The sequence below is a fragment of the Flavobacterium pallidum genome, from assembly GCF_003097535.1.
In the GTDB taxonomy this organism is placed as follows: domain Bacteria; phylum Bacteroidota; class Bacteroidia; order Flavobacteriales; family Flavobacteriaceae; genus Flavobacterium; species Flavobacterium pallidum.
In genome coordinates this window covers 762,372-786,578 of the sequence record NZ_CP029187.1, presented here as the reverse complement: position 1 = coordinate 786,578, position 24,207 = coordinate 762,372, and the positions used below count along the sequence as shown (strand labels likewise).

The following is a 24,207-nucleotide window of genomic DNA, read 5'->3' as shown; positions in this document are numbered from 1 at the left end:
TAAAAAAGCCACTGATACAATCAGTGGCTTTTCCAAAAAAAATCTAAAATCTAAATCTATATTTGTTGCAAGACAAAAGTTTTGCCTTAATCTTAACAAAACGTAAGGTGCCGAACTTTATTGCGTGAAAACAGGTTATTTCACGATTTGCATATTTACCTTTAGCGTTCCGTGGTTTTTATTGTCTGTGATTTCCATAAACGCACTTTTGGACAGGTCGAGTTCCCGGCTTTGCTTTTGTGGCCCGCGGTCATTGATGGTGACAATCACCGACTTGCCATTGGCAACATTCGTGACTTTTATTTTGGTGCCAAAGGAAAGCGTACGATGCGCAGCGGTTTTTTTGGAATTGCTGAATTTCTCGCCGCTGGCGGTTTTATTTCCGTTGAATTTATCGGCATAGTACGATACTTCAACATTGCGTTTATAGAAACTTCCTGAAGCATTTTTACCCGAACCGCAACCGGAAAGTAGCGTTAGGAAAAATAAGACGGCGAAGATACGGATGGATTTCATATCTGGATTATTGGACTTCTTCGATGGTTACTACAAGGGAGCCGCCATATTTTGAAGAGGCGATTTCCATAAAAGCTTTTTTTGTGAGGTCGATGTCGCGGCCTTTTGTAAATGGCCCGCGGTCGTTGACTTCCACAATGACAGATTTGCCATTGGCCTCATTGGTAATGCGAAGCTTTGTCCCGAAAGGGAATTTGCGGTGTGCTGCCGTATATTTGTTGTTGTCGAAGCGCTTTCCGCTGGCAGTGCGGCGGCCGTTAAGCTTGTCTGCATAATACGATGCATGCCCGTTTTTCCTGACCAGTTTGTATTTTGGAATTCCTTTGATGCTGTCGCTCAGGGCTGCTTTTTTTACCGAGTCCTGTTGCTTTTGGGTTTGGATCTTGCGGTCCTGCCTGAATTTAGCCGTCGATTTTTCATGTCCGGAAAACCCGAACCCGAAAATCGTTGCAAATAACGCCAGCAACCCTATCGTGGTTTTGTATTTCATGAGCAGTGCTTTAATGGATTTGGATTTCATGCCCTGTTAAAATGAAAAAGCTCCTTTTCCGGAGCCTTGATTATTTAAACCATAAATTCCAAGGTATACGCGAGAGGATCAGCACTGCACCGATGGCATAGAATATGGAAATGACTTTGAATTTTTCATGGCTCGTTGCCTTCTTTTTATGCATGGACCAGCCTACGGTAATCAGTACGATCGCAATGAGGTTAATCAGCGGATGTTCTAAAGCCGTGAGGCGGAGCTCTGCATTCTTGATTTGGGACAGTGCTTCTTTTCCAAGCGGAGACACAAAATACAGGATGATCCCGATCAAAAATTGTATGTGTAAGCCGATGAGGCCGAATAATGCAACCTTACGACTCGCGGGCGTGAAATCCTTTTTAGAGGTAAGCCCGATGACGGACGAGATAATTGCAATCAAGAGTAATGTGATCGCTGCGTAAGCCCACCAGGCATGGAATTTTTGGATATAAACGTAAGTGTCGTTCATGACTTATTTTTTTAAGGGAATCAAATATAAGAAAAAAAGCATAAAAAAAGCCTCACTAATTTTGTAAGGCTTTGATGAATTGTATTTTATTTCTGCGTAAGAAAATGCTTCAGCAGCATTTCAGTGGAAGCGTCATGCGGTTTTATTTCGCCGGAATTGATTTCGTCAAGGATTGAATTTGCAAGCTGTTTACCAAGTTCAACACCCCATTGGTCATAACTGAAAATATTCCAGATAACACCCTGTACAAAAATCTTATGCTCGTAAAGTGATACCAAAGCACCGAGGTTCTCTGGGGTAAGCGATTGTATCAACAGTGTATTTGTCGGCTTATTGCCATTGAAAACCTTAAACGGAAGCAGGAAACCGGCTTGTTCGGCGGAAAGGTTTTGTTTTGCAAATTCGGCCTGGACCTGGGATTCATTTTTTCCGTTCAATAAAGCTTCTGTCTGTGCAAAAAAGTTCGACATCAATTTGTTATGGTGGTCTTCATTACCGTATAATGGTTTTACGAAACCGATAAAATCCGTAGGAATCAATTTGGTTCCCTGATGGATCAACTGGAAAAAAGCATGCTGTGAATTCGTTCCCGGTTCGCCCCAAATGATTGTACCCGTTTGATAACTGACAGGATTTCCGGCACGATCGATGCTTTTTCCGTTGCTTTCCATGATACCCTGCTGCAGGTACGGGGCAAGTTTTTGCAGGTATTGTGTGTAAGGGATCAACGCTTCGCTTTCAGCACCAAAGAAATTATTATACCAAATGCTGAGCAATGCCAGGGTTACAGGGATGTTTTTTTCGAAATCCGTATTCTTAAAATGGTCGTCCATGGCCTGGGCCCCTTTGAGTAATTTGTCAAAATTCTCAAAACCAACCGCCAGCGCCACGGACAATCCCACGGCACTCCACAATGAAAACCGGCCGCCAACCCAATCCCACATTGGGAAAATGTTATGCGGGTCGATACCGAAATCGGTCACTTTTTGAATGTTGGTCGACACGGCGACAAAATGTTTAGCGACATCCTGCTGTGTTGCCGATTTTAAAAACCATTCCCTGATGGTTTCAGCATTCGTAAGTGTTTCCTGGGTCGTAAAAGTTTTTGAAGCCACAACAAACAGGGTGGTTTCCGGATTGATTTTTTTCAAAATTTCCTGGACGTGGTCACCGTCAATGTTTGAAACGAAGTGCACGGCTAAATGATTTGCGTAAAATTTCAAAGCTTCAACAGCCATAGCCGGGCCTAAATCTGAACCGCCGATGCCGATATTGACGATGTCAGTGAAGGTTTTACCTGTGAATCCTTTCCTTTTTCCGTGGATGACTTCCTCGGTGAAGGTTTTGATTTTGTTTTTCACGGCATAAATTTCAGGCATGACATTTTCGCCGTCAACCATAATATTTGCTGATTCAGGTGCCCGTAATGCCGTATGCAAAACTGCCCTGTTTTCAGTCTGGTTGATAGCGTCGCCGGAAAAATACTGCGCGATGGCATCTCTAAGCTTAACTTCTTCAGCCAATTGCCGAAGCAAATGCATGGTTTCTTCTGAAATGATGTTTTTAGAATAATCCACAAGGAAATCGTTCCATTCCAGGCTCAGTTTTTCCGGCCTTGAAATATCTTCGGCAAACATTTTCTTCATCGAGGCGCCCTGCATTTCGGCAAAGTGGGCACTGAGTTTTTTCCAGGATGAAGTAATTTCGGGATTGGTATTAGGTAGTGGCATGAGGTGCAATTTTAACAGCTGCAAATCTACAATTTTAGTTCATAAGTTTATGAATAAGTTATAAAACGAAAGCCTTGTAGTGCCGCATTAAAGCGATTATTTTGCGCTTAACATTTTTTTAAAACAATTGGGTTTTACCTTTATATTAAAACTGAAAATGAAAAAAGTACTTTTCGCCGTCATGCTATGCGGCCTGATGAATTTCGCCAATGCACAGCAAATCGGTATTGTTAGGAATGCGCAGCACAGGATTACCGCAAACCTGGATCCCATAAAGAAAAACTGGGAGCAGATGCTTTTGGAAGATAAAATTCCGGCTATTCTTGTAAATTTTGAAATCCGCTCCGGAATGGACAACGGTACCGGAAAAACATATTACATGCTTTTGGCGACGAACCGCGACCACAGCGTAAAAGTAGCACGTGCATTAGAGCTCAAAAACGGTTATCTTTCTTTCTTCAAAGGACAGGAAGAACCTTTAGGCGTAGTGACTTGTTCTGGCTGTGCAAATGCCTGTAGCCCGATAGTTTTTCAGGGGAAATGGGTGTGTGACGGAGAATGTCCTTCTGCGGATAAGCCTTGCACCAAATCGGTTACTGCTGAAATCAAGAACTGATTACTACATATTCAGTTTCAGCTTCGCCACACTGTCGAGTTCCCTCTTAAGCGGTGCCATTTCTTTCATAAAACGAGGTTTGTATTTTACAGCCATCGGTTCTGAGTTTGGTAATTTAAGCCTGAGTGCATCAACCTGCGCACCATTTACCCAAAATCGGTAACATACGTGTGGACCCGTTGCCAGTCCGGTGCTTCCAACCCTGCCGATGACATCGCCCTGGCTTACGCGCTGTCCGCGCCTTACGAGGATTTTTGACATATGGAGGTATTGCGTTTCGTAGGTGCGGTTGTGGCGTACTTTGACAAAGTTTCCATTTCCGGCGGTATAACCCGTGTTTTCCACAACACCTGAAGCGGTGGTCATAATGGGCGTTCCCGTTGGGGCGGCATAATCTGTTCCCTTATGCGCTTTCCAGACATGCTGCACCGGATGAAAGCGGTTTTTGGCATAGCGCGAAGTAATGTTTACGAATTTCAGCGGGGCTTTTAGGAACATATTTTTGAGCACTTTTCCGTCTTCGTCATAATAATCTACCTTTAAAGACGTAGTGTCCTGTTTGAAAGGGAAGGCATAAATGATTTTTCCCTTGTATTCAAAGAAAGAAGCTTCAAGGTTTTCAACACCGTCGTAAATCGTGTCGTTGATATACCTTTCGGTGAAAGTAATGGCAAAGCGATCGCCTTTCTGTAATTTAAAGAAGTCGATAGACCAGGCATAGATTTTCGAAATATCCGTTGCGAGTGAAGCATGTACTTTTTGCCGCTCCAGCGTTTCAGATAGGGAACCGTCCAGCGCACAGGCTATCGTACGTCTTTTAAGCGAAACTGGTTTTGTCTTCTTATAAGTAATGACCGAATCGCGGAGGTCGACGACATAGTATGAGGTCCGGTCAGGCTGGTACACAAAGACCTGCAGCTTTTTGGAGGGGTCTTTCGAGCGAAGCAGGGTATAGGGCTTGCCGGCACGCATTTTCCTGACATCAAAAGAATCTTTTACTTTTTCGACGATTTCATGGACTTTCAGGCTGCCGAGATTCTCTTTTTCCAACAGGCTTCCAAAAGTATCACCGCTTACAACGGTATCCTGCACCACATTAAAGTCATTGAATTTAAACCCGAATTCAACAATGACCGGTTCCGGTTTTTTTGCTGTTGCAGGAGGTTTTTGTTTTGCCTCTTTCCCACAGGAAATGAGTAAAAGGAACGCGATTATAATTAAGGGGATGTTTTTCAAAATCGGGTCGGTTCAGGGGTTAACTATTTTTCTTCACCCCATGAGGCAAGTTCTTCGGCCGACCACAGTTCAGGGAAGAAAATCCTGCGCTGGTATTTTGGATGCATATATTTTTTCCAGTCGCTGCCTCCGGTGGCTTCGCCATTTCCGCGTCCGCTGTCAATGTATTTTTTAGCGGCATTCAGATGGCCCATCACCCAGGTAATGTTCACGGTATGATCATAATGCCTCATCGCAGCAATCAGTTCCGGATTGTTTTGGTCTTCGGCGGGAAGTTGCCTGAATTTCTGCCAGATATTGGTTTTATTGTAATGTTCCATCTTACGCAGAAAATCGGCTTTGTATTTCCTTTCGAATTCCTCGATCAGGAACGATTTTTTGCCGGTGTGGTAGTCTTTTCCCGCAGCCTGCCAATACAGGTGCTCGAAAGCATGGTCGAATGGTGTATTGCGGTCAATGGTAGCACGGAAACGGTAGTCGATCAAGTTGATCAGATCGGTCGAGGCGAACTCGATGACGCGATATTGCGCACTTTGAAATCCGCTGGCAGGGGTAAGCGTATTGCGGAATTTCATGTATTGTTCCACTTCCATGCCATCTCCCATGATATCAAATGACGTTGTCAGCATATTGAAATAACGGCTGATTCGCATGAGTCTTTCTGTAAAGAAATCCGTTTGGGGTTTTTCACTTTCAGAAATCTGGTCAATTTCCCAAAGGATCATCTTAAACAACAATTCATTCACCTGATGGTACATGATAAATACCATCTCATCAGGTAGCGTGGTGCGTTGTGTCTGCAGATTCAATAGGGCATCGGTTTGGATATAATCCCAATATGTAATCGGCTTAGACCAAAGTAAACCTTCCAGATGGGTGTCGGTTTTTTGGTTTAAAGCCTGAAACTTTGCGTCAATTTTATTTAAAAGTTCGTCGGTTTGTGTCGTGTTCATTTATGGTTTTACTTTTACTGTAAAAGGATATTTCAGCCCTTTAAATGCTTCCAGATCGGCTTTTATGGAACCCACTGCAAGCGATGCTTTGATCCGGATCGGCATTTTATTATCGTCATCTGAAATCCAGATGGTTAAACTTTCCTGTTCCTTGAATACGCGCCCTGCTTGCACATAAGGGCGAAAAATCATGGTGGGAATCGTTCCAAATTTAGTTTTTATATCTTCTTTACCCATGAATTTTAACTTAAACTTTGTGGTTTCGTCGTCAAAAAACATGTCGATTGAAATGGATTCTCCTATTTTCAGCTTGTCAACATTCGGATGGTTCCGCAAACAATAAAATGTCGACATAATATCCTGAACACCATCTGGAACCTTGAAGGTTTTCTCGGTTTTGTTCTTATAATCCTTGACTGTTACCTCGTCTTCAGACTGGCTGAAGAAACCTTCCTGATTTTTGGTATATCCGCCTTCGTCAATTTTTCGGACAAACTGGTAAGGCTTTCCGGTTTCCCTGTCGAAATAACTTTCATAGTTGTCATCTACCTTGAAAAAAAGTTTTGACATACCGGTAGTGTATCCTCTCCCGACAGCATGGAAAATCTTTTTGTTGTTGCGCACTGCTTCCTTCACTTCAAGGGTGGCGTATCCAGCCGTGACAAAGCCATAATGTATCCGCAGCTTAAAATATTCCCCGACATCATAAGCCCTCTCTTTTTGTGTCGTAAAACTCGTAAGGATTACAAACAAAAATACAGTCATTAATTTTTTCATAGCGTTTTAAATTTTTTGCTTAATCGAGAAGCAAAAACTATACCAAAAATACCAAAACAAAAAAACCCAGTCAAATTAATGACTGAGTTTTTATGCTATTAACCAACCAAAACTATAAATTATGAAAAATTTACATAAAAACTCCGGGAACCACCCCTTTGTTTTTGCGAGTGCAAAGATACGCAACATTTCAATTATTCCAATCAAAAAGTTTACTTTAACACATTATTCGTAAAAAACAATTTGCAAGAACGTTTTCGTTTGCAGATTCCTCAGATAATTTACAGTTTTATAGTGTTCCTCGTTTTGCCTGTTCCCGTTCGATAGATTCAAAAAGGGCTTTGAAATTCCCTGCCCCGAAGCCTTTTGCCCCCATTCTTTGTATGATTTCAAAAAACAGCGTCGGACGGTCCTGTACGGGTTTGGTGAAAATCTGCAACAGGTAACCTTCTTCATCAGCATCGACCATGATGGCCAGTTTTTCAATGATGCTGAGGTCTTCCTTCATCATGTTCATGTGTTCGCCCAATCTTTCCGGAACGGCTTCATAATAAGCATGCGGTGGTGCGGAAAGGAATTCCACGCCACGGGCACGCAATTCAGTAACAGTTTTTATAATATCATCGGTGGCAATGGCGATGTGCTGTATCCCGGGTCCGCCATAAAAATCAAGATATTCCTCAATCTGGGATTTCTTCTTTCCTTCTGCGGGTTCATTGATCGGGAACTTGATGCGCCCGTTGCCGTTTGACATGACCTTGCTCATCAATGCAGAATACTCCGTGTTGATTTGCTTGTCATCAAATGAAAGGAAGTTCACGAATCCCATGACTTCCTCATACCATTTTACCCAGGTATTCATTTCGCCCCAACCTACATTCCCAACCATATGATCGATGTACTTGAGGCCTGTCGGTGTTGGGTTGTAATCAGATTCCCAAACCTTATAACCAGGAAGGAAAATGCCTTTGTAGTTTTTACGCTCAACGAAAATGTGCACCGTTTCTCCATAAGTATAAATTCCCGAACGCACGACAGTCCCGAATTCATCCTCCTCAACGGTAGGTTCCATAAATGGTTTTGCGCCGCGTTTTGTGGTTTCTATAAAAGCGCTCGTAGCATCTTCTACCCAAAGCGCTGCCACTTTGACACCGTCACCATGTTTCTTAAGATGTTCGTTTATTGGAGAATCCGAATTTAAAGGAGTCGTCAAAACCAAACGGATTTTGTCCTGCTTTAGTACATAAGATGCACGGTCGCGCACGCCGGTTTCCAATCCGGCATAAGCCAATGATTGATAGCCGAAAGCGGTTTTATAAAAATGTGCAGCCTGTTTGGCATTGCCGACATATAACTCCACATAATCGGTTCCTAATAGCGGCAGGAAATCCTGTGCGCCTTCAAATATTTTTTCGAGTCCGTATTCTACGGATTTTACTTCTTTCATAATATTGTTATTAAGGCTTGCGCCAAAGTTTGAAATTTGTTTTAGCCCCGATGGCAGCGGCATCCTTTTTTATTTTTTCTTTAAAAATAAAAAAGATACAGCGGACAGCGGTAAATAGCTCCTGAATTATTCCACCCAGGATTTATAATATTGCCCATCATCGAGTCTCATCGCTTCCTCAGTAACCATCAATGGACGGAACGTATCCACCATTACCGCTAATTCTTCAGTAACCGTTTTTCCGATACTGCGCTCCATGGCGCCCGGCGCTGGTCCGTGGGGAATGCCTTTCGGATGCAAAGTAATGTGCCCCTGCTCGATATTATTGCGGCTCATAAAATCCCCGTCTACATAATAAAGTACTTCATCGCTGTCGATGTTGCTGTGATTGTATGGCGCTGGAATGGATTTCGGATGATAATCGTAGAGCCTCGGGCAAAATGAACAAACGACAAATGCAGCGGTTTCAAAAGTCTGGTGTACCGGAGGCGGTTGGTGTACCCGGCCCGTAATCGGTTCGAAATTATGGATGCTGAATCCGTAAGGGAAATTGTAGCCATCCCAACCGATCACATCAAACGGATGCGTCGCATATACCACTTCGTGCATCATGCCTTCTTTCTTGATCTTGATCAGGAAATTGCCTTTTTCATCATGGGTTTCGAGTTCGTTTGGCAGGATAAAATCGCGTTCGCAAAATGGGGAATGTTCAAGATGCTGGCCTGAGGCATTTTTGTATCGCTTCGGCGTATAAAATGGCGTATAAGATTCTACATAAAACAATCTGTTTTCTGAAGTTTCAAATTGAATTTGGTAGATCATACCACGCGGGATGATTAAGTAATCGCCATATTCAAATGGGATATTGCCCATCATCGTGCGCAATTTCCCTTTTCCTTTATGGATGAAAATCATTTCATCGGCATCGGCATTTTTATAGAAATATTCTGTGAGTGATTGCTGCGGCGCTGCAAGCCCGATGATACAGTCCCGGTTCACGAGCATGGCTTTACGGCTGTCGAGGAAATCGGCTTCAGGTTTGAGTTCAAATCCTTTAAAAAGCAATGATTTGATGTTTTTTCCAATAGCGATTTTTGGTTCAACAGAATAGGATTTGTTGATTTCCTTTACCTGGGTTGGGCGGTGTACATGGTACAAAAGCGAAGAATGCCCGTGGAAACCTTCTGTGCCGAAGAGTTGTTCATAGTACAAACCACCATTTGGTTTTTCGAACTGGGTATGCCGCTTTTGAGGGAAATCCCCGAGTTTGTGGTAGATTGGCATGATGTTGAAATTAGAAAATGAAATAATTAGAAAATGAGCTAATTTGCTTGGAAGACTTCAGATAGTGTAGACTTTGATGAGCATTATCTAATTATCTGATTCCCCAGTTTTCTAATTCCCTTCACTCCGGATTTCTCTTGATGAGGAATTTCAAATGTGATAATAAGCCGTTCCAACTCGTTTTCATAGTAACAAATATCGGAAAAATTTAAATTTGGGCAGGCTTTATTGGGAAATATTTAAAAAGCAAAAAGGCAGTAAAAACGTATTTTACTGCCTTGAAATATTTTTAACAAAGAAAATTATCTTACTTTTTTAAAGCTGTACGCATATATCATCGCATGCAATGCCGCGAAAATCAAAGAGAAATAAAATAGCGACGAATCGTCCTCAGTAGCAATAGAATGGTGTACAAAAGCAACTACTATAAGTGCCAATACCATCCCGAATCCTGATCCTGCTACCGTTTTGTAATTCTGAAGGCTAAAGCTTCCCTGGTTGAGTATACTGTTTTTCATACCATAGAACAGGTACAGGTCAAATCCGATCATCATCCATACGATTAGCCTGATCCAGGTATCCAATGGAAGGAATACCATCATAAAGAGGCATACAAAAATTCCGAGTATCGGCACCAACGGCACCAGCGGCGTCCTGAATGCCCTCGGGGCTTCCGGCATTTTCTTACGCATGATCAATACGCCTATACAAACCAATATGAACGCAAACAAGGTACCGATACTGGTCATCTCGCCCACAACACGCGCAGGAACGAAAGCCGCAAACAAGCTTACCAATACCATGAACAACATATTGTTTTTGGCAGGGGTCCTGAACTTTGAATGTACTTCTGAAAAGACTTTAGGCATTAGCCCGTCCTTACTCATAGAGAAGAATACACGGCTTTGCCCCATCAGCATTACCAATATAACCGACGCATATCCGCCTAAAATCGCTAAAAGGATGGCATTGTTCAGCCACGGGTAAGCAGGCGTAATCATACCGCTCGCATCAGCATGGCCCATAGCCTCTACCGCAACTGCAACGGGAGCGATACCGTCTTTTCCGGCGAATGCCTGATAGTTTACCACACCCGTCATGACGTGCGCAAATAAGATATACAATACCGTACAAATGGCCAGCGACAATAAGATTCCAATCGGCATATCGCGTTTTGGATTCTTAGCTTCCTGTGCAGCAGTAGAAACGGCATCAAAACCGATGTAAGCAAAGAACACGATTGCTGCTGCGCGGATAATGCCTGAAAAGCCAAACGCCCCAAAGTCTCCTGTGTTTTCAGGAATATATGGGTGATAATTCTCAGGTCTTATATATTGCCATCCCACAGCAATAAAGGTCAGTACGACACTTACCTTGAGCAACACGATGATCCCGTTTACGAATGCGGATTCTTTCGTGCCCCGCATTAAAATAAGCGACATTACCATTACGATAAGCACCGCAGGAACGTTAATGATCCCGCCTTCAAAAGGGGAAAGCATGAAATTATCGGGCAGATCGATCCCATAACCATGCAGGAATTTGCCTAAATACCGCGACCAGCTTATCGATACCGTGGCAGCTCCAACGGCATATTCCAGCACAAGATCCCAGCCGATGACCCAGGCAATGAATTCACCCATTGTGGCAAATGAATAGGTGTAAGCACTACCCGCAACCGGAATCATAGAGGAGAATTCAGCATAACATAAACCTGCAAAAATACAGCCGAAAGCAGCCACAAGGAATGAAATTGTAATGGCAGGTCCCGCATTGGTAGCGGCTGCAAGCCCGGTTATCGAAAATAATCCGGCACCGATGATTGCTCCAACCCCAAGGGCCACGAGCCCTGAGGCTGACAGGGTTTTCTTTAATCCTTTCTCAGATTCTGAAGCTTCTTCAAGCAATTGATTCAATGGTTTTCTTCTCCAGATTGACATATATCAGTGTTATGGTTGTTAATGAAATCCAAATATATCGTTTTTTTCCAAACGCAAACGATTATTTTTCATGGCTTAAAACCAAAACCCAACGCTGAACCACGTAAAGCCTTTGGTAAGCTCCGGTGACCAGCTGTATTTCACCTCAATCGGGCCAATGATCGTTTCCAGTCCGTATCCCACAGCATAACCTGTATAACGCGGCTTGGTGATCCAATCGGTGTCCTGGAATAATTTGTCGCCCATATTCGCATAATTGGCAGTCATATTGAAATGGTGCTTCTTGAAGAATTCATAATCAACTGTAAACGCGGTCTTGATGTAACTGTCTGCCGTAAGGCTTAAAAAATCATAGCCGTAAAAAGGCCTGATGTTATCGAGCTCATTAAAACCGTATCCTCCGAGGATAAAATTGAAAAAATCAATGGTCCTTTCGCCAATGGCAAAACCGCCTTCGGTTTCCATGCGGATGGTGGTTTTTGGGAATAAAGTCTGTGCCACGCCAAAGTTCCCCTTCGCGATTGAAAACGGCTCGAATTTTTCGGTATAATCGGTGGAGTACAGGTAGGACTGGAAATCCCCGCAGAAATACCAGCCACGGCTCGGGAAATATTTATTGTCGTAGGAATCATATTTGAGGTAACCAAAAGCACTCGTATAATCACTCTTTTCAAATGTTGGCGCAGTATTGCCTAAGGTTTCCGAACGGATCTTAAGCGTTTTGTATTCTATCCCCGCACCAATCAGGAATTTCTGTGCGAAAATTGTCTGCAGGTAAGCCTGGTTCGTAAAGTCTGAAAAACTCACGTTCAGCGAGTTGATGTGCAGCAAATCGAGCAACTGCCCGTCATGGAAATCAATCAGGATATTCCTGTTGAAATGGTTGTATTTGGACTTGAACCCGAAGCTCCAGTAAAAGCCGTTGTCAATGTAATAATCAAAATTATACCGCAGGTTATCGCCCAGGATCAGGTCGCCCGAAAGCACGTCATTCTTCAGGAATGTCTTTTTATTGGTGAAATTGATCAGGATGCCGCTCTTGAAAAGGCCATCATAATGCAGCCCGAACTTCAGGAAAGTACGCGTATTATTTTCCGTCAGCTGCAGGTTAAGGTCATCCTTATCGCCGTTTTTTTCAAGGGAATACCCAATGGCGCTGAAGTTTTCAGTGGCGCTCAGTGCATTGATGCCGTCTTTAAGATTAGTATATGAAATTTTAGTATCAGGCTTAAATTTCAGTTTCCCGATAACGTACGCCCTCGTATAATCGTCAAGTTTATTGGTGTTGATTTTAAAGATTGACAGACTGTCATTCACTTTTGCCATTCCCGGCTTTACATACGGATGCTCTTCGTCTGCCAAAGACTTTAATTTCTCATAAACAGAAAATGCGGCCTCCTCGCCACGTTTGATGATATCGGCACCTTCATCAAAAGAGATTACTGAAAAGTCACTGATGTCGGGCTTAATGTAAATATCGGTCAGTTTTATCTTCTGTTTCATCTTCTCAATCATTTGCAGGTTCGAGATCTGCACCAGGATGCGCGTGGCATCTTTTAGGGAGCGCCGCGTCTTAAGATCATCCTGGACATCGACCCCGATGATGATATCGGCGCCCATTTTCCGGACTTCCTCCACCGGGTAATTGTTCGTTACGCCGCCATCGATCAGCAATCTCCCATCGAGTTCAATAGGAGAAAAAAGGCTCGGGAATGCGGAACTTGCCAGCATGGCCTGTGGTAAATACCCTTTGTCCAAAACCACTTCTTCGCCCGTTTCAATGTCTGTAGCCACGCATAGGAAGGGTATCGGCAATTTCCTGAAATCGCGCACATGCTTTACATTGTCGGTCAATTTGGCGAGCAGGTTAAAATTATACATCCCTTTCGATAAAGCGGTCGGGATGCCGATACGGAATTTATTGAACGGAAGCTGAATGGCATACAGCTCGTCATTGCGCTTCCCGAAAAAATTCTTTGAACTGCGCGGGATGTAGTCTTTCAGGAGTTCGTCGAAATCAGTCGTGGTAAATATCGAGTCGATTTGCTTTGCGTTGTAGCCTGCAGCATATAAGCCGCCAACTACTGCGCCCATACTCGTCCCGCCGATGTAACTTACCTCGATGCCTGCCGCTTCGAGGACTTTGAGTACGCCGATATGCGCAAAGCCTTTAGCGCCGCCGCCAGTAAGGACAAGGCCCACTTTAGGCTTGTGGTTTTGTTGTTGCTCCTGTGAAAAAGAAGTCAGCGATGCGCATAACACCATGACCAACAGAGCAATATTTTTCATGTTCAATTTATTTTCGTGTTGTAAAAGTCGGTAATTTTTTTTGCTTTCGATACACCGACCACGTCTGAAATCTCTTTTTCCGTCGCCAGTTTGAGTCTTTTAACAGATTTGAAATGCTTCATTAACGTAATCATCGTTTTTTCACCGATGCCGGGAATCGATTCGACAGATGAATTCAGTGCCGATTTGCTGCGCTTGTCCCTATGGAACGTAATCCCGAAACGGTGCGCTTCGTTACGCAGCTGTTGGATGACTTTTAATGTTTCCGATTTCTTGTCCAGATACAACGGCACATTATCGCCGGGATAGAACAGTTCCTCCAGCCTTTTCGCAATCCCGATAATCGCAATCTTTCCGCGCAGTTCCAATGCATCGATGCTTTTCAATGCGGACGAAAGCTGCCCTTTGCCACCATCAATGATGATCAGCTGCGGCAACGGCTCGTTTTCGTCCAGCAGCCTTTTATAACGGCGGTACACCACTTCTTCCATAGACGCAAAATCGTTCGGCCCCTCGACGGTCTTGATGTTGAAATGGCGGTAATCTTTTTTGCTTGGCTTCCCGTCCTTAAACACGACGCAGGCCGCCACGGGATTGCTTCCCTGTATGTTCGAGTTGTCGAAACATTCGATGTGGCGTGGTTCTTCGTTCAGGCGTAAATCCTTTTTCATCTGTGCCATGATGCGCGTGGTATGGCGGTCCGGATCGACAATCTGCAATTGCTTCAATTGGTCGAGGCGGTAATACCGTGCGTTGCGCTGGGAAAGTTCAAGCAGTTGTTTCTTGTCACCCAGTTGCGGTACGGTAACTTTGATGCTTTCGCCCAGATCGATATCAAACGGCAGGATGATCTCTTTGGTAAGCAGGTTGAAGCGTTCACGCAATTCAATTACGGCCAAAGCCAAAAGCTCTTCGTCAGGTTCTTCGAGTTTTTTCCGGATTTCCAAAGTATGCGACCGGATGACAGAACCATGTGAAATCTGGAGGAAATTCACATACGCCACCGCTTCGTCAGAAATGATCGAGAATACATCAACATTCGTGACTTTAACATTGGCTACCATCGAGCGCGACTGGTAATTTTCAAGGACGTCGATTTTTTCCTTGATTTTCTGCGCTTCCTCGAAACGCATTTCGGCGGCGCACTGCGTCATGGATTTGCGGAAATCGCGCAGGCTTTCCTTAAAATTCCCTTTTAGTATCTGCCGGATGGCCTCTACATGTCTTTGATAGTTTTCTAAAGATTCATGGCCTTCACAGGGTCCTTTGCAGTTCCCGATATGGTATTCGAGGCAGACCTTGAATTTCCCTTTCTCGACATTTTCCTCCCTTAAATCGTAATTGCAGGTCCGCAACGGATACAATTCCTTGACCAGGTCCAGGATGGTATGTACGGTTTTAAAACTGGTATAGGGCCCGAAATATTCCGACCCGTCCTTAATCATCCTCCGGGTAGGGAAGATCCTGGAGAAAGGTTCTTTTTTAATGCAAATCCAGGGATAGGTCTTGTCATCACGCATCAATACATTAAAGCGTGGCTGGTGTTTCTTGATGAGGTTGTTCTCCAGAAGCAATGCATCACTTTCGGATGCCACGACGATATGCCGGATGGTGACAATCTTGCGCACCATGACGTTCGTCTTGGCCGTGTCGTGTACTTTATTGAAATAGGAAGACACCCTTTTCTTCAGGTTTTTGGCCTTGCCTACATAGAGCAGCTTCCCTTCCCTGTCATAATACTGGTATACACCGGGGCCGTCGGGGAGGGTTTGTATTTGCAGGCTGAGTTCAGGAGTCATGTTACAAAGTTAAATAGATAATTCGATAATTTGGCAATGAGATAATGAGCAGCGTAGCGAATTAGCGAATGAAGTTGATAATGTTTATTTTTATCGTATGAATAAAAAAGAACTCCGTGTTAAATATAAAGCACTGCGGAATTCGCTTTCCGCAGATGAAATTGAAGATAAAAGCATCGATATTGCCAATAGATTGCTGCAGCTGCCGGTTTGGGATAAGATTTATTATCATATCTTCCTTTCGATTGCAGAACATAACGAAGTCGATACTGAACCCATCCTACATATGTTATCCGGAAAAGACAAGGAAATCCTCGTTTCCAAAAGCGATTTCGAAACCCGCGACATGACGCATTTCCTTTTGACGGACAATACGAAATTCAAAAAGAATGACTATCATATCCCAGAGCCTGTGGACGGAATCACGGTTCCGTCGGAAAAGATCGATGTGGTATTCGTACCATTGCTGGCCTTTGATACATCAGGAAACCGCGTGGGTTACGGTAAAGGCTTTTATGACAAATTCCTCTCCGGATGCCGCCCGGATGCCATTAAGGTAGGATTGTCCTTTTTCGAAGCGGCAGAAACGTGGGAAGACGTTTTTGATGGCGATGTAAAGCTTGATTACTGCGTGACACCTTTGAGAATTTATGATTTTAATTAGAGAATGAGATAATGCCTGCGAACGTCCGCACATTATCACATTTTCTAATTAACCCATTTTCTAATTAGTGTTTATGAAAAGCCTTCTTATTAAACACAATCAAAATCCCCACCCCGGTTGAAATCGCCATATCGGCAATGTTGAAGATGGCATTGAAGAATTTAAATTCCTGTCCGCCAATTGCCGGGACCCATTCAGGCCATCTTGCGGTGAAGAAGGGGAAATACAGCATGTCGACGACATCTCCGTGGAATAAAGTGCCGTAAGGCTGTGGCGAGAAAAGTGTCGCTACATTGCCATGACTGCTGTCGAAAATAACGCCGTAAAATATCGAATCAATGATGTTTCCGGTGGCACCTGCAAAGATTAGTGCGATGGCTACCACCAGGTAAATGGAACTGCGTTTCTGCACAGCGCTCCACAGCCACCAGCCGATACCGCCTATGGCTGCAATACGGAACAGGGTCAGGATCAGTTTGCCGTAATTGCCCGGAATCTTGGTGCCCCAGGCCATGCCCTCATTCTCAATAAAATAAATCTTGAACCAACTGAAAACTTCGACTTCTTCCTGTAAGCGGAAATGCGTCTTGATGTAGATTTTTGAAATCTGATCTACCAAAAGTATCAGGAAAATAATGAGATAGGCTCTTTTTAAGGACATTGTGCAAATTTTAGTGGGCAAAAATAGGGAAATTCCAAAAAAGAAATTCCAAATCCCAGGGTTTAATTTGGAATTTGGAATTTTGTCCCTAAACTTTGGGAATTTTTTTCGATTATCGCTGTAAATTTTTGGCTTCGATACTCATGGTCGCATGCGGAACGATTTTCAGGCGTTCCTTTCCAATGAGTTTTCCGGTCACTTTACAAACCCCGTAAGTCTTGTTTTCCACACGGAAAAGCGCGTTTTTCAGATCACGGATAAACTTCTCCTGACGGATGGCCAACTGTGAATTCGCTTCTTTCGACATGGTTTCGCTGCCTTCTTCAAATGCCTTGAATGTTGGGGAAGTATCGTCTGTACCATTATTAAGGTCATTCATGTAGGCACTTTTGATCAGGTCAAGGTCTGATTGTGCTTTTTGTATCTTTCCTAGGATAATTTCTTTGAACTCTGCCAGGTCTGCGTCAGAGTATCGTGCAACTTCATCTACCATTTTTGTTCTATTTTGAAATTAATATTTTTGTTTTGATGTCGTCAAATTCTATTTCGGTGCCCGAAGGTACACTTTCCATGAAGGCAATCGTTTCGGTTAAAGTCTCAGATTTTATATAATCCACATTTCCTTCAACAGCTTCTTCCAACATACTGTTTCCTGCCTCAATCTGCACCTGGATCTTGTCGGTTACCTCGAAACCTGAATCTTTACGGATGTTCTGGATCCTGTTTACCAGCTCCCTTGCAATACCTTCATTTTTCAGCTCCGGCGTAATGGTGATGTCCAGCGCCACGGTTATTCCGTTTGCATGGGCCACCAGCCAGCCTTCAATATCCTGGGACGTAATCTCTACGTCTTCTAAGGTTAAAGTTATATTATTTCCCGAAATAACAAGCGCGATGCTGCCTTCTTTATCCAATTGGGCAATCTGCTCCTGCGAAAATCCTTGTATCTCTTTGGAAATCAATCCCATATCTTTTCCAAAGCGCGGTCCTAAAGCCTTGAAATTTGGCTTGATCTGCTTCACTAAAATACCTGATGCATCATCGAGAAGTTCGATTTCCTTAACGTTGACCTCGGCTTTTATCAGGTCTGAAATCGCCTCAATCTCCGCCTTTTGTTTTGCGTCAAGTACCGGTATCATTACCTTTTTTAAAGGTTGTCGCACTTTGATCATTTCCTTCTTACGCAGTGACAAAACCAAGGAAGAGATGGTTTGCGCCTTCTGCATTTTACTCTCTAACGTTTTATTAACAAAGTTTTCAACGAATTGCGGGAATTCAGCCAGGTGTACGGACTCAAAATTCTCGTTTCCAGTGGCTTTTGTCAAATCGATGTAAAGCTTGTCCATGAAGAACGGCGCGATGGGCGCGCCCAGTTTTGCCACCGAAATCAAACAGGTAAATAACGTTTGGTATGCCGCAATCTTATCCTGCGCGTACTCGCCTTTCCAGAACCTGCGGCGGCACAAACGCACATACCAGTTGCTCAGGTTTTCCTGTACGAAATCAGAAATTGCACGTGAGGCTTTCGTCGGTTCGTAATCGGCATAAAAACCATCAACATCTTTTATTAAGGTATTCAGTTCCGAAATGATCCATTGGTCGATTTCCGGTCTTTCATGCAGCGGGATTTCCGCTTCCGCATAAGTGAATCCGTCGATGTTCGCATACAAGGAGAAGAACGAATACGTATTGTATAAGGTACCGAAGAATTTGCGTCGTACTTCCGCAATGCCTTCAATGTCAAATTTCAAATTGTCCCAAGGATTCGCATTCGAGATCATGTACCAACGCGTGGCATCCGGGCCGTATTCTTTGATGGTTTCGAAAGGATCTGTCGCATTGCCGAGGCGTTTCGACATTTTCTGGCCGTTTTTGTCCAAAACCAGTCCGTTGGAAACCACATTTTTATAAGCGACCTTGTCAAAGACCAAAGTTCCGATAGCGTGCAGTGTATAAAACCAACCACGTGTCTGGTCAACGCCTTCCGCAATAAAATCAGCAGGAAAGTCTTTATTTTGGTCGATTTTATCACTATTCTCAAATGGATAATGCCATTGTGCATAAGGCATGGCACCCGAATCGAACCAAACGTCGATCAAATCCGTTTCACGCGTCATCGGTTTTCCTGAAGGCGAAACAAGCGTAATGGCGTCAACTACATTTTTGTGCAGGTCAACCAAGTCATAATTGGCTTCAGACATATTGCCGATTTCAAAACCTTTGAATGGATTTTGCTTCTGGATGCCTGCAGCGATCGATTTTTCAATTTCGTGGTACAATTCTTCGACTGAACCGATCAGGATTTCTTCCTGTTTGTCTTCCGTACGCCAAATCGGCAAAGGAATTCCCCAGTATCTTGAGCGCGATAGGTTCCAGTCGTTGGCATTTTTAAGCCAGTTCCCGAAACGGCCTTCACCGGTCGCTTTCGGTTTCCAGTTTATCGTATCGTTAAGGTCGAACATGCGGTCGCGAACTTCGGTGATCTTGATGAACCATGAATCCAAAGGATAATACAAAAGTGGTTCATCGGTTCTCCACGAGTGCGGATAACTGTGTACGTATTTCTCAACCTTAAAGGCTTTATTCTCTTCTTTTAACTGGATTGCGAGTTCAACATCGACGGATCTTTCAGGTGCCGTACCGGCCTCGTAATATTCGTTCTTCACATATTTTCCGGCGTAGGGCCCAACATGAGAAGTGAATTTCCCCTGTAAATCAACTAACGGGATCGGCGTTCCGTATTCGTCCAAAACGAGCATTGGCGGCACTTCCGGTGTGGCTTCCTTGGCTACTTTCGCATCATCGGCACCAAAAGTTGGCGCGGTATGTACGATTCCGGTTCCGTCTTCTGTGGTTACGAAATCTCCGGAAATTACACGGAAGGCGTTTTCAGGATTTTGGTATGGCAATACAAATGGCAATAATTGCTCGTAGCGGATGCCGACAAGGTCTTTTCCTTTGGCTTCGGCCAGGATTGTATACGGAATCTGTTTGTCTCCTGCTTTATAATTGTCGAAATCAGCAGCTTCGATAGTCTCGAAAAATCCTTTCCCGAATTGTTTTCCGACTAAATTCTTTGCCAGAACATCATTTACCGGCTCAAAAGTATATTGGTTGAAAGTCTTTACCAACACATAGTCAATCTCCGGCCCCACCGTCAAGGCCGTGTTTGAAGGCAAAGTCCATGGCGTGGTCGTCCAGGCTAAAATGTGTACATCGCCAAATCCCTGTAAAAAGGCAGGCAGCGTTTCCGGTTTGGTCTTAAACTGTGCCACGATCGTCGTATCGGTCACATCGCGGTAAGCGCCCGGCTGATTAACCTCGTGTGAAGACAAGCCCGTTCCGGATTTAGGGGAATACGGCTGGATCGTGTAACCCTTATACATCAATCCTTTGTCGTAGATCTGCTTCAACAGCCACCAAACCGACTCCATGTATTTGGATTTGTAGGTGACATATGGATCTTCCATATCGACCCAGTAGCCCATTTTTTCGGTCAGGTCGTTCCACACGTCGGTGTAACGCATTACCGTGCGTTTGCAGGCTTCGTTATATTCTTCGATCGAGATCTTTTTCCCGATATCTTCTTTGGTGATTCCAAGCTCTTTTTCGGTGCCCAGTTCTACCGGCAAACCGTGCGTATCCCAGCCCGCCTTGCGTTTTACCTGATATCCTTTCTGTGTTTTATAGCGGCAGAAGATGTCCTTGATCGCACGCGCCATCACGTGGTGGATTCCCGGCAGTCCGTTTGCAGACGGCGGGCCCTCAAAAAACACGAACGGTTCGTTCCCCTCGCGTGTCGTGACGCTCTTTTCAAATATGTTCTCTTTCTTCCAGAAATCAAGGACTTCCGAGGCCACTGTGGGCAGGTCCAGTCCTTTGTATTCCGTAAATTTCGTACTCATTTTCAATCGTTTTGTAAAATCAATCTGCGAAAGTAGTGATTTCCGCGAATAGTCGAAAGTCGAAAGTCAGAAAGTTGGAAAGTCCGGAGAATTTACGTCAGGTTTAGGTTTTACGGAAATTGGAAGCGGCATCGCGCGAGGGATCGCAGCAAGGTGCCGTGCACCGCGGAGAGCCCGGCCCGCAGGGCGCGCCATAGAAATCAGGAAAAAACGGCCCTTAGAACTTCCAAAGACTTCGGTTTCTTAAACCCATCAAGATGCAGGCTGTAATAGTCGACAAGAATGCGCAATAATGTTTGCCTTTCGGAAACATGGAAGGCCTTTTGGCTGTCGCTGAAGCGCAGGCTGATGAGTTTTTTTAACGAAGCGGATTCACTTTCTGTAAGCGCATTTACAGACGTAAAACCGGTAAAGTTCCCTTCGGCAATATCAAAAAAAGGCAGGCTGATCTGGGAAATATCAGGATAAAACCCGAGGAATTTGGTGATTTCCAGGAGCAGGATTAAATGGAAATTTGCAGTGTCGTTATGGTTGTCAAGCCATTCCATCGCCGTGAGTAAAAAACTAAAGAAGGCTTCGTTCTTTTCCTCTTCGTGGATCGCATGGTGCAGCATTTCGGCAATAAACAGGGTGATCGTGCTTTTGGCAATATCCATCGGAATGGAATGATAATGCAACGCCAGCCTGACTTCCCGGAAGTGTTCCAGCGTACCTTTATTTTTATGGGAAGCTTCGATTTCCAAAATGGTCATCGGTTGGAAATACGCAATCTTCTGGGTGTTTTTTGCCGCAGAAAAAGCCGAGCGCACAAAATAAGATTTCAACCCGTCTGATTCCGTAAAACATTTCACGATCAGGTTTTTGTCCTGGTATTTGATGGTGGAAATGACGATGGCGCGGGTCTTAACATTCATGGGTCCAAGGTTTGGGGTTCAGGGTTCAGGTTTTTGGCAGCATTTATCTGCACCTTGTACCCTGCACCTATCTCACGATCATCACTTTTTTCACCGTCGTCAACATCCCGTCCTGGGTCGAAATGAAAATCATATACACTCCGGAAGCGACGTTGTATTTCCCAAAAGCGCGCGTGTCCCATTCTATCGAGCCGCCTTCTGAAACGACTTCATAAACCAGGCTGCCTTCAATATCAGTGATCTTGATGGTGGCTTTGTCCGTGAGCCCCGTGATTTTTACGGTACCGGTATATTCAGGGCGCACCGGATTCGGGTATACCAATACATTTTTCAGATCGTCGCTCGCGGAAATGGCAGTGCCTTTATAAGAAACCAAACCTTTACTTGTGGCAAAGAACACTTCGCCGGTAGTTTTATTGATTTCAATATCGTTGATGGAATTACTTGGTAACGGGGAATTGCTGCTGTTGAAGATATGCAGCACATCTTCGCCATTGGAGGAAAAATGAAAAACGCCGGCATCTGCGGTACCGATCCATTTATTATTGCCTCCGTCCACTACAATGTCTGTAATAAACTGGCCGGACATCAGTTCGATATTGACCGGCTGTCCGTCGATAATTTCCTGGATGACGATAGGACGCGTGGTCATTTGTGTGTCTCCTGAAAAGCTGTCCACGCTTGATAATACGCGAAGCCCCGTCGTCGTCCCGATCCAGAGCTGGTTGCGATTATCAATCGTAGCTACACGCACGTTGTCGATGGGAAGGTTTCCGGTATCTGGACCTGATTTGATTGATTTGCCGATGTTACCGTTCTCGTTAAACGCAATCAGCCCATCGTCGCGGGTAGGCATCCATTTCGTGCCGTTTTTATCGATGACAAGCCTGCCTATGTTGAGTTTTAAGACATTGTCATAAAGTCCCTGAAGGTCAAAAGACTGCCAGCCACCACCGGCGCGCAATACCTTGAGTCCGTTTCGGACAATGCTATTGGTTACCCATAAGTTGCCGGATTGGTCAAAAGCGGCTCCATCAACGCGGTAAGTGGCATCACCTGGAGGACCTTCCGGGCCATTCGTGGTATTGGTTTGATTGTATAGTGCGACGGGTTCATCGTTCTGGAATTTCAGCAGGCCCGAGTGGAATGAGCTGAAAAATACCTGATTTTCATCTGCGGGATTGGCTGTAACACGGACCATCGAAACGACATCCCGGCCGATAGCGTCGTGAATGGTTTCATAAGGAATGTTGAGCCAGCCGTTCGGGGAAAATTTACTCACGCCATAATAATCCAGCGGGTATGGGTTGTAATCGGCAGTATAATCGCCATAAGCGGCCCAAAGGTTTTCAGTCGTGGCAGTAATGGCGAAGATATTATTCCGGACAGGACCGTTAGGGGTTACATTCTGGAATGCGCCGCCTGCGGTAAACCCTGTAGCATACACACCGTTGGACTCGGTTCCGAGATATAAACCATTTCCAACTATGGCTGCACAGGTAAATCTCAAGTTGACAACGTCTATTTCAACTGCCTGCAGGTTGCGCTCAAGCGCATAATTTTCATTATATATAAAAACATGGGTGGCCGTCGTAACGAGCAGCCTGCTGCCTTCACTGCGCATGTCTTTCGGCGGTTCAGGTAAAATGGCAATATTTGAAAACGCGCCGTTCTGGTAGCGTTTCAATTCTCCTGTATTGGTCACCATAAAAAGGTCGTCGCCAAAAGCCTCGATTCCTGCCCAGCCATTTCCGGTGATGGTGGTCCATTGGCTGAAGTCGTTCAGGTTCGGATTGTTGATGTCGGCCCTGCGGATGCCGTAATCCCTTGTGGCGGCATAGATTTTACCATCAAATACAGCGGTTTGGCTGATGATGATTTCGGTCCCGTTATCACCGATGAAATACGTGTCACCAAATTGAAGCGTACTCAGGTTATATTGCACGATCCCAAAATCACAGGAAATATACACGATGCTTTCAAACTCCATAAAATGGTTGATCTTCTTGATGTTTGGGGGCAATTGCTTATTTAATATGTCGACCACTTTAAGAATGCTTCCATCAGCATCATTGATGACAACCATCAACCCGCTTTCATACCCGATCAGCGTTTTGTTAAACGTATTGGTGTGGTAAATTCCGGAAATGTTTTCACTGGGAAGACCGTCGATGGTATTAACGGTCTTCAGTTCATTCGTCGCTATATTTTTTGAGAAGATGCTGTTTTCAGAAGCCGCATAAATCCGGTTTGGTGAAGAAGCAAGGTCCTTAATGGAAGTATATGAAAAATACCCTTTCCAAAGCTGGTCGTTTTGAGCAAAACCAAAAGTGGTAAAAAAAACGGAAAAGGTAAGTATGAAAAAATATTTCATTTCAGGCTTTTAAGTGACGCAAATATACAAAACGCAATTATGCGGGTTTTCATATCGGCGGAAATAAAAAAGCCTCCCGAAACCGGAAGGCTTGATTTATTTATACG

The 24,207-nt window shown here is 44.2% G+C and carries 19 protein-coding genes; 2 read left to right on the top strand and 17 right to left on the bottom strand.

What is annotated here, in order from left to right:
• Positions 1-135 precede the first annotated feature (135 nt).
• The 4 genes from HYN49_RS03155 to pgi form a co-directional block, all read right to left on the bottom strand.
• Positions 136-516: a septal ring lytic transglycosylase RlpA family protein gene (locus tag HYN49_RS03155; RefSeq protein WP_108902767.1), complete on the bottom strand. Its 381-nt coding sequence runs from the start codon at positions 514-516 to the stop codon at positions 136-138.
• A 7-nt stretch (positions 517-523) separates the two neighbouring features.
• A complete protein-coding gene (locus HYN49_RS03150) occupies positions 524-1,036 on the bottom strand; it encodes a septal ring lytic transglycosylase RlpA family protein (RefSeq protein ID WP_245892243.1) in 513 nt (170 codons plus the stop codon).
• 40 nt (positions 1,037-1,076) lie between these two features.
• The gene (locus HYN49_RS03145) at positions 1,077-1,511 is read right to left on the bottom strand and encodes a hypothetical protein (protein WP_108902766.1); all 435 of its coding nucleotides are present in this window, start codon (positions 1,509-1,511) and stop codon (positions 1,077-1,079) included.
• A gap of 86 nt (positions 1,512-1,597) precedes the next feature.
• Entirely contained in the window at positions 1,598-3,241 is a 1,644-nt protein-coding gene (pgi, locus tag HYN49_RS03140) for a glucose-6-phosphate isomerase (RefSeq protein WP_108902765.1), read from the bottom strand.
• Positions 3,242-3,398: 157 nt separating this feature from the next.
• On the opposite strand from pgi, the gene HYN49_RS03135 reads away from it, so the two are divergent.
• Positions 3,399-3,857 (top strand): hypothetical protein, encoded by a 459-nt coding sequence (locus tag HYN49_RS03135; protein WP_146185042.1) that lies wholly within the window; start codon positions 3,399-3,401, stop codon positions 3,855-3,857.
• Positions 3,858-3,860: 3 nt separating this feature from the next.
• Here HYN49_RS03135 and HYN49_RS03130 read toward each other — a convergent pair whose 3' ends face one another.
• From HYN49_RS03130 to uvrC, 8 genes are all read right to left on the bottom strand, one after another.
• A complete protein-coding gene (locus HYN49_RS03130; protein WP_108902763.1) occupies positions 3,861-5,093 on the bottom strand; it encodes a M23 family metallopeptidase in 1,233 nt (410 codons plus the stop codon).
• 23 nt (positions 5,094-5,116) lie between these two features.
• Positions 5,117-6,046 (bottom strand): tryptophan 2,3-dioxygenase family protein, encoded by a 930-nt coding sequence (locus HYN49_RS03125; RefSeq protein ID WP_108902762.1) that lies wholly within the window; start codon positions 6,044-6,046, stop codon positions 5,117-5,119.
• Positions 6,047-6,823, bottom strand: coding sequence for a DUF3108 domain-containing protein (locus HYN49_RS03120; protein ID WP_108902761.1), 777 nt, complete (start codon positions 6,821-6,823; stop codon positions 6,047-6,049). It lies immediately after the preceding gene.
• A 289-nt stretch (positions 6,824-7,112) separates the two neighbouring features.
• Entirely contained in the window at positions 7,113-8,273 is a 1,161-nt protein-coding gene (gene hppD, locus HYN49_RS03115) for a 4-hydroxyphenylpyruvate dioxygenase (RefSeq protein WP_108904930.1), read from the bottom strand.
• A 123-nt stretch (positions 8,274-8,396) separates the two neighbouring features.
• Positions 8,397-9,554, bottom strand: a complete 1,158-nt coding sequence (locus tag HYN49_RS03110; RefSeq protein WP_108902760.1) for a homogentisate 1,2-dioxygenase — start codon at positions 9,552-9,554, stop codon at positions 8,397-8,399.
• Between the two features lie 302 nt (positions 9,555-9,856).
• Positions 9,857-11,494, bottom strand: a complete 1,638-nt coding sequence (locus HYN49_RS03105) for an amino acid permease (protein WP_108902759.1) — start codon at positions 11,492-11,494, stop codon at positions 9,857-9,859.
• Positions 11,495-11,569: 75 nt separating this feature from the next.
• A complete protein-coding gene (locus HYN49_RS03100) occupies positions 11,570-13,783 on the bottom strand; it encodes a patatin-like phospholipase family protein (RefSeq protein WP_108902758.1) in 2,214 nt (737 codons plus the stop codon).
• 2 nt (positions 13,784-13,785) lie between these two features.
• Positions 13,786-15,582 carry an excinuclease ABC subunit UvrC gene (gene uvrC / locus HYN49_RS03095; RefSeq protein WP_108902757.1) on the bottom strand — a complete coding sequence of 599 codons (1,797 nt, stop codon included), beginning with the start codon at positions 15,580-15,582 and terminating at the stop codon, positions 13,786-13,788.
• A gap of 97 nt (positions 15,583-15,679) precedes the next feature.
• On the opposite strand from uvrC, the gene HYN49_RS03090 reads away from it, so the two are divergent.
• Positions 15,680-16,246, top strand: coding sequence for a 5-formyltetrahydrofolate cyclo-ligase (locus HYN49_RS03090; protein WP_108902756.1), 567 nt, complete (start codon positions 15,680-15,682; stop codon positions 16,244-16,246).
• Between the two features lie 64 nt (positions 16,247-16,310).
• On the opposite strand, the gene HYN49_RS03085 is transcribed toward HYN49_RS03090, so the two are convergent.
• From HYN49_RS03085 to porZ, 5 genes are all read right to left on the bottom strand, one after another.
• Complete coding sequence (locus HYN49_RS03085; RefSeq protein ID WP_108902755.1) at positions 16,311-16,907, bottom strand: lipoprotein signal peptidase; 597 nt, start codon at positions 16,905-16,907, stop codon at positions 16,311-16,313.
• A 112-nt stretch (positions 16,908-17,019) separates the two neighbouring features.
• Positions 17,020-17,400, bottom strand: a complete 381-nt coding sequence (locus HYN49_RS03080; protein ID WP_108902754.1) for a TraR/DksA family transcriptional regulator — start codon at positions 17,398-17,400, stop codon at positions 17,020-17,022.
• A 7-nt stretch (positions 17,401-17,407) separates the two neighbouring features.
• Positions 17,408-20,812 carry an isoleucine--tRNA ligase gene (ileS, locus tag HYN49_RS03075; RefSeq protein ID WP_108902753.1) on the bottom strand — a complete coding sequence of 1,135 codons (3,405 nt, stop codon included), beginning with the start codon at positions 20,810-20,812 and terminating at the stop codon, positions 17,408-17,410.
• Positions 20,813-21,012: 200 nt separating this feature from the next.
• Positions 21,013-21,726: a DNA repair protein RecO gene (gene recO, locus HYN49_RS03070; RefSeq protein ID WP_108902752.1), complete on the bottom strand. Its 714-nt coding sequence runs from the start codon at positions 21,724-21,726 to the stop codon at positions 21,013-21,015.
• A gap of 67 nt (positions 21,727-21,793) precedes the next feature.
• Positions 21,794-24,100: a type IX secretion system anionic LPS delivery protein PorZ gene (porZ, locus tag HYN49_RS03065; protein WP_108902751.1), complete on the bottom strand. Its 2,307-nt coding sequence runs from the start codon at positions 24,098-24,100 to the stop codon at positions 21,794-21,796.
• Positions 24,101-24,207: the final 107 nt, after the last annotated feature.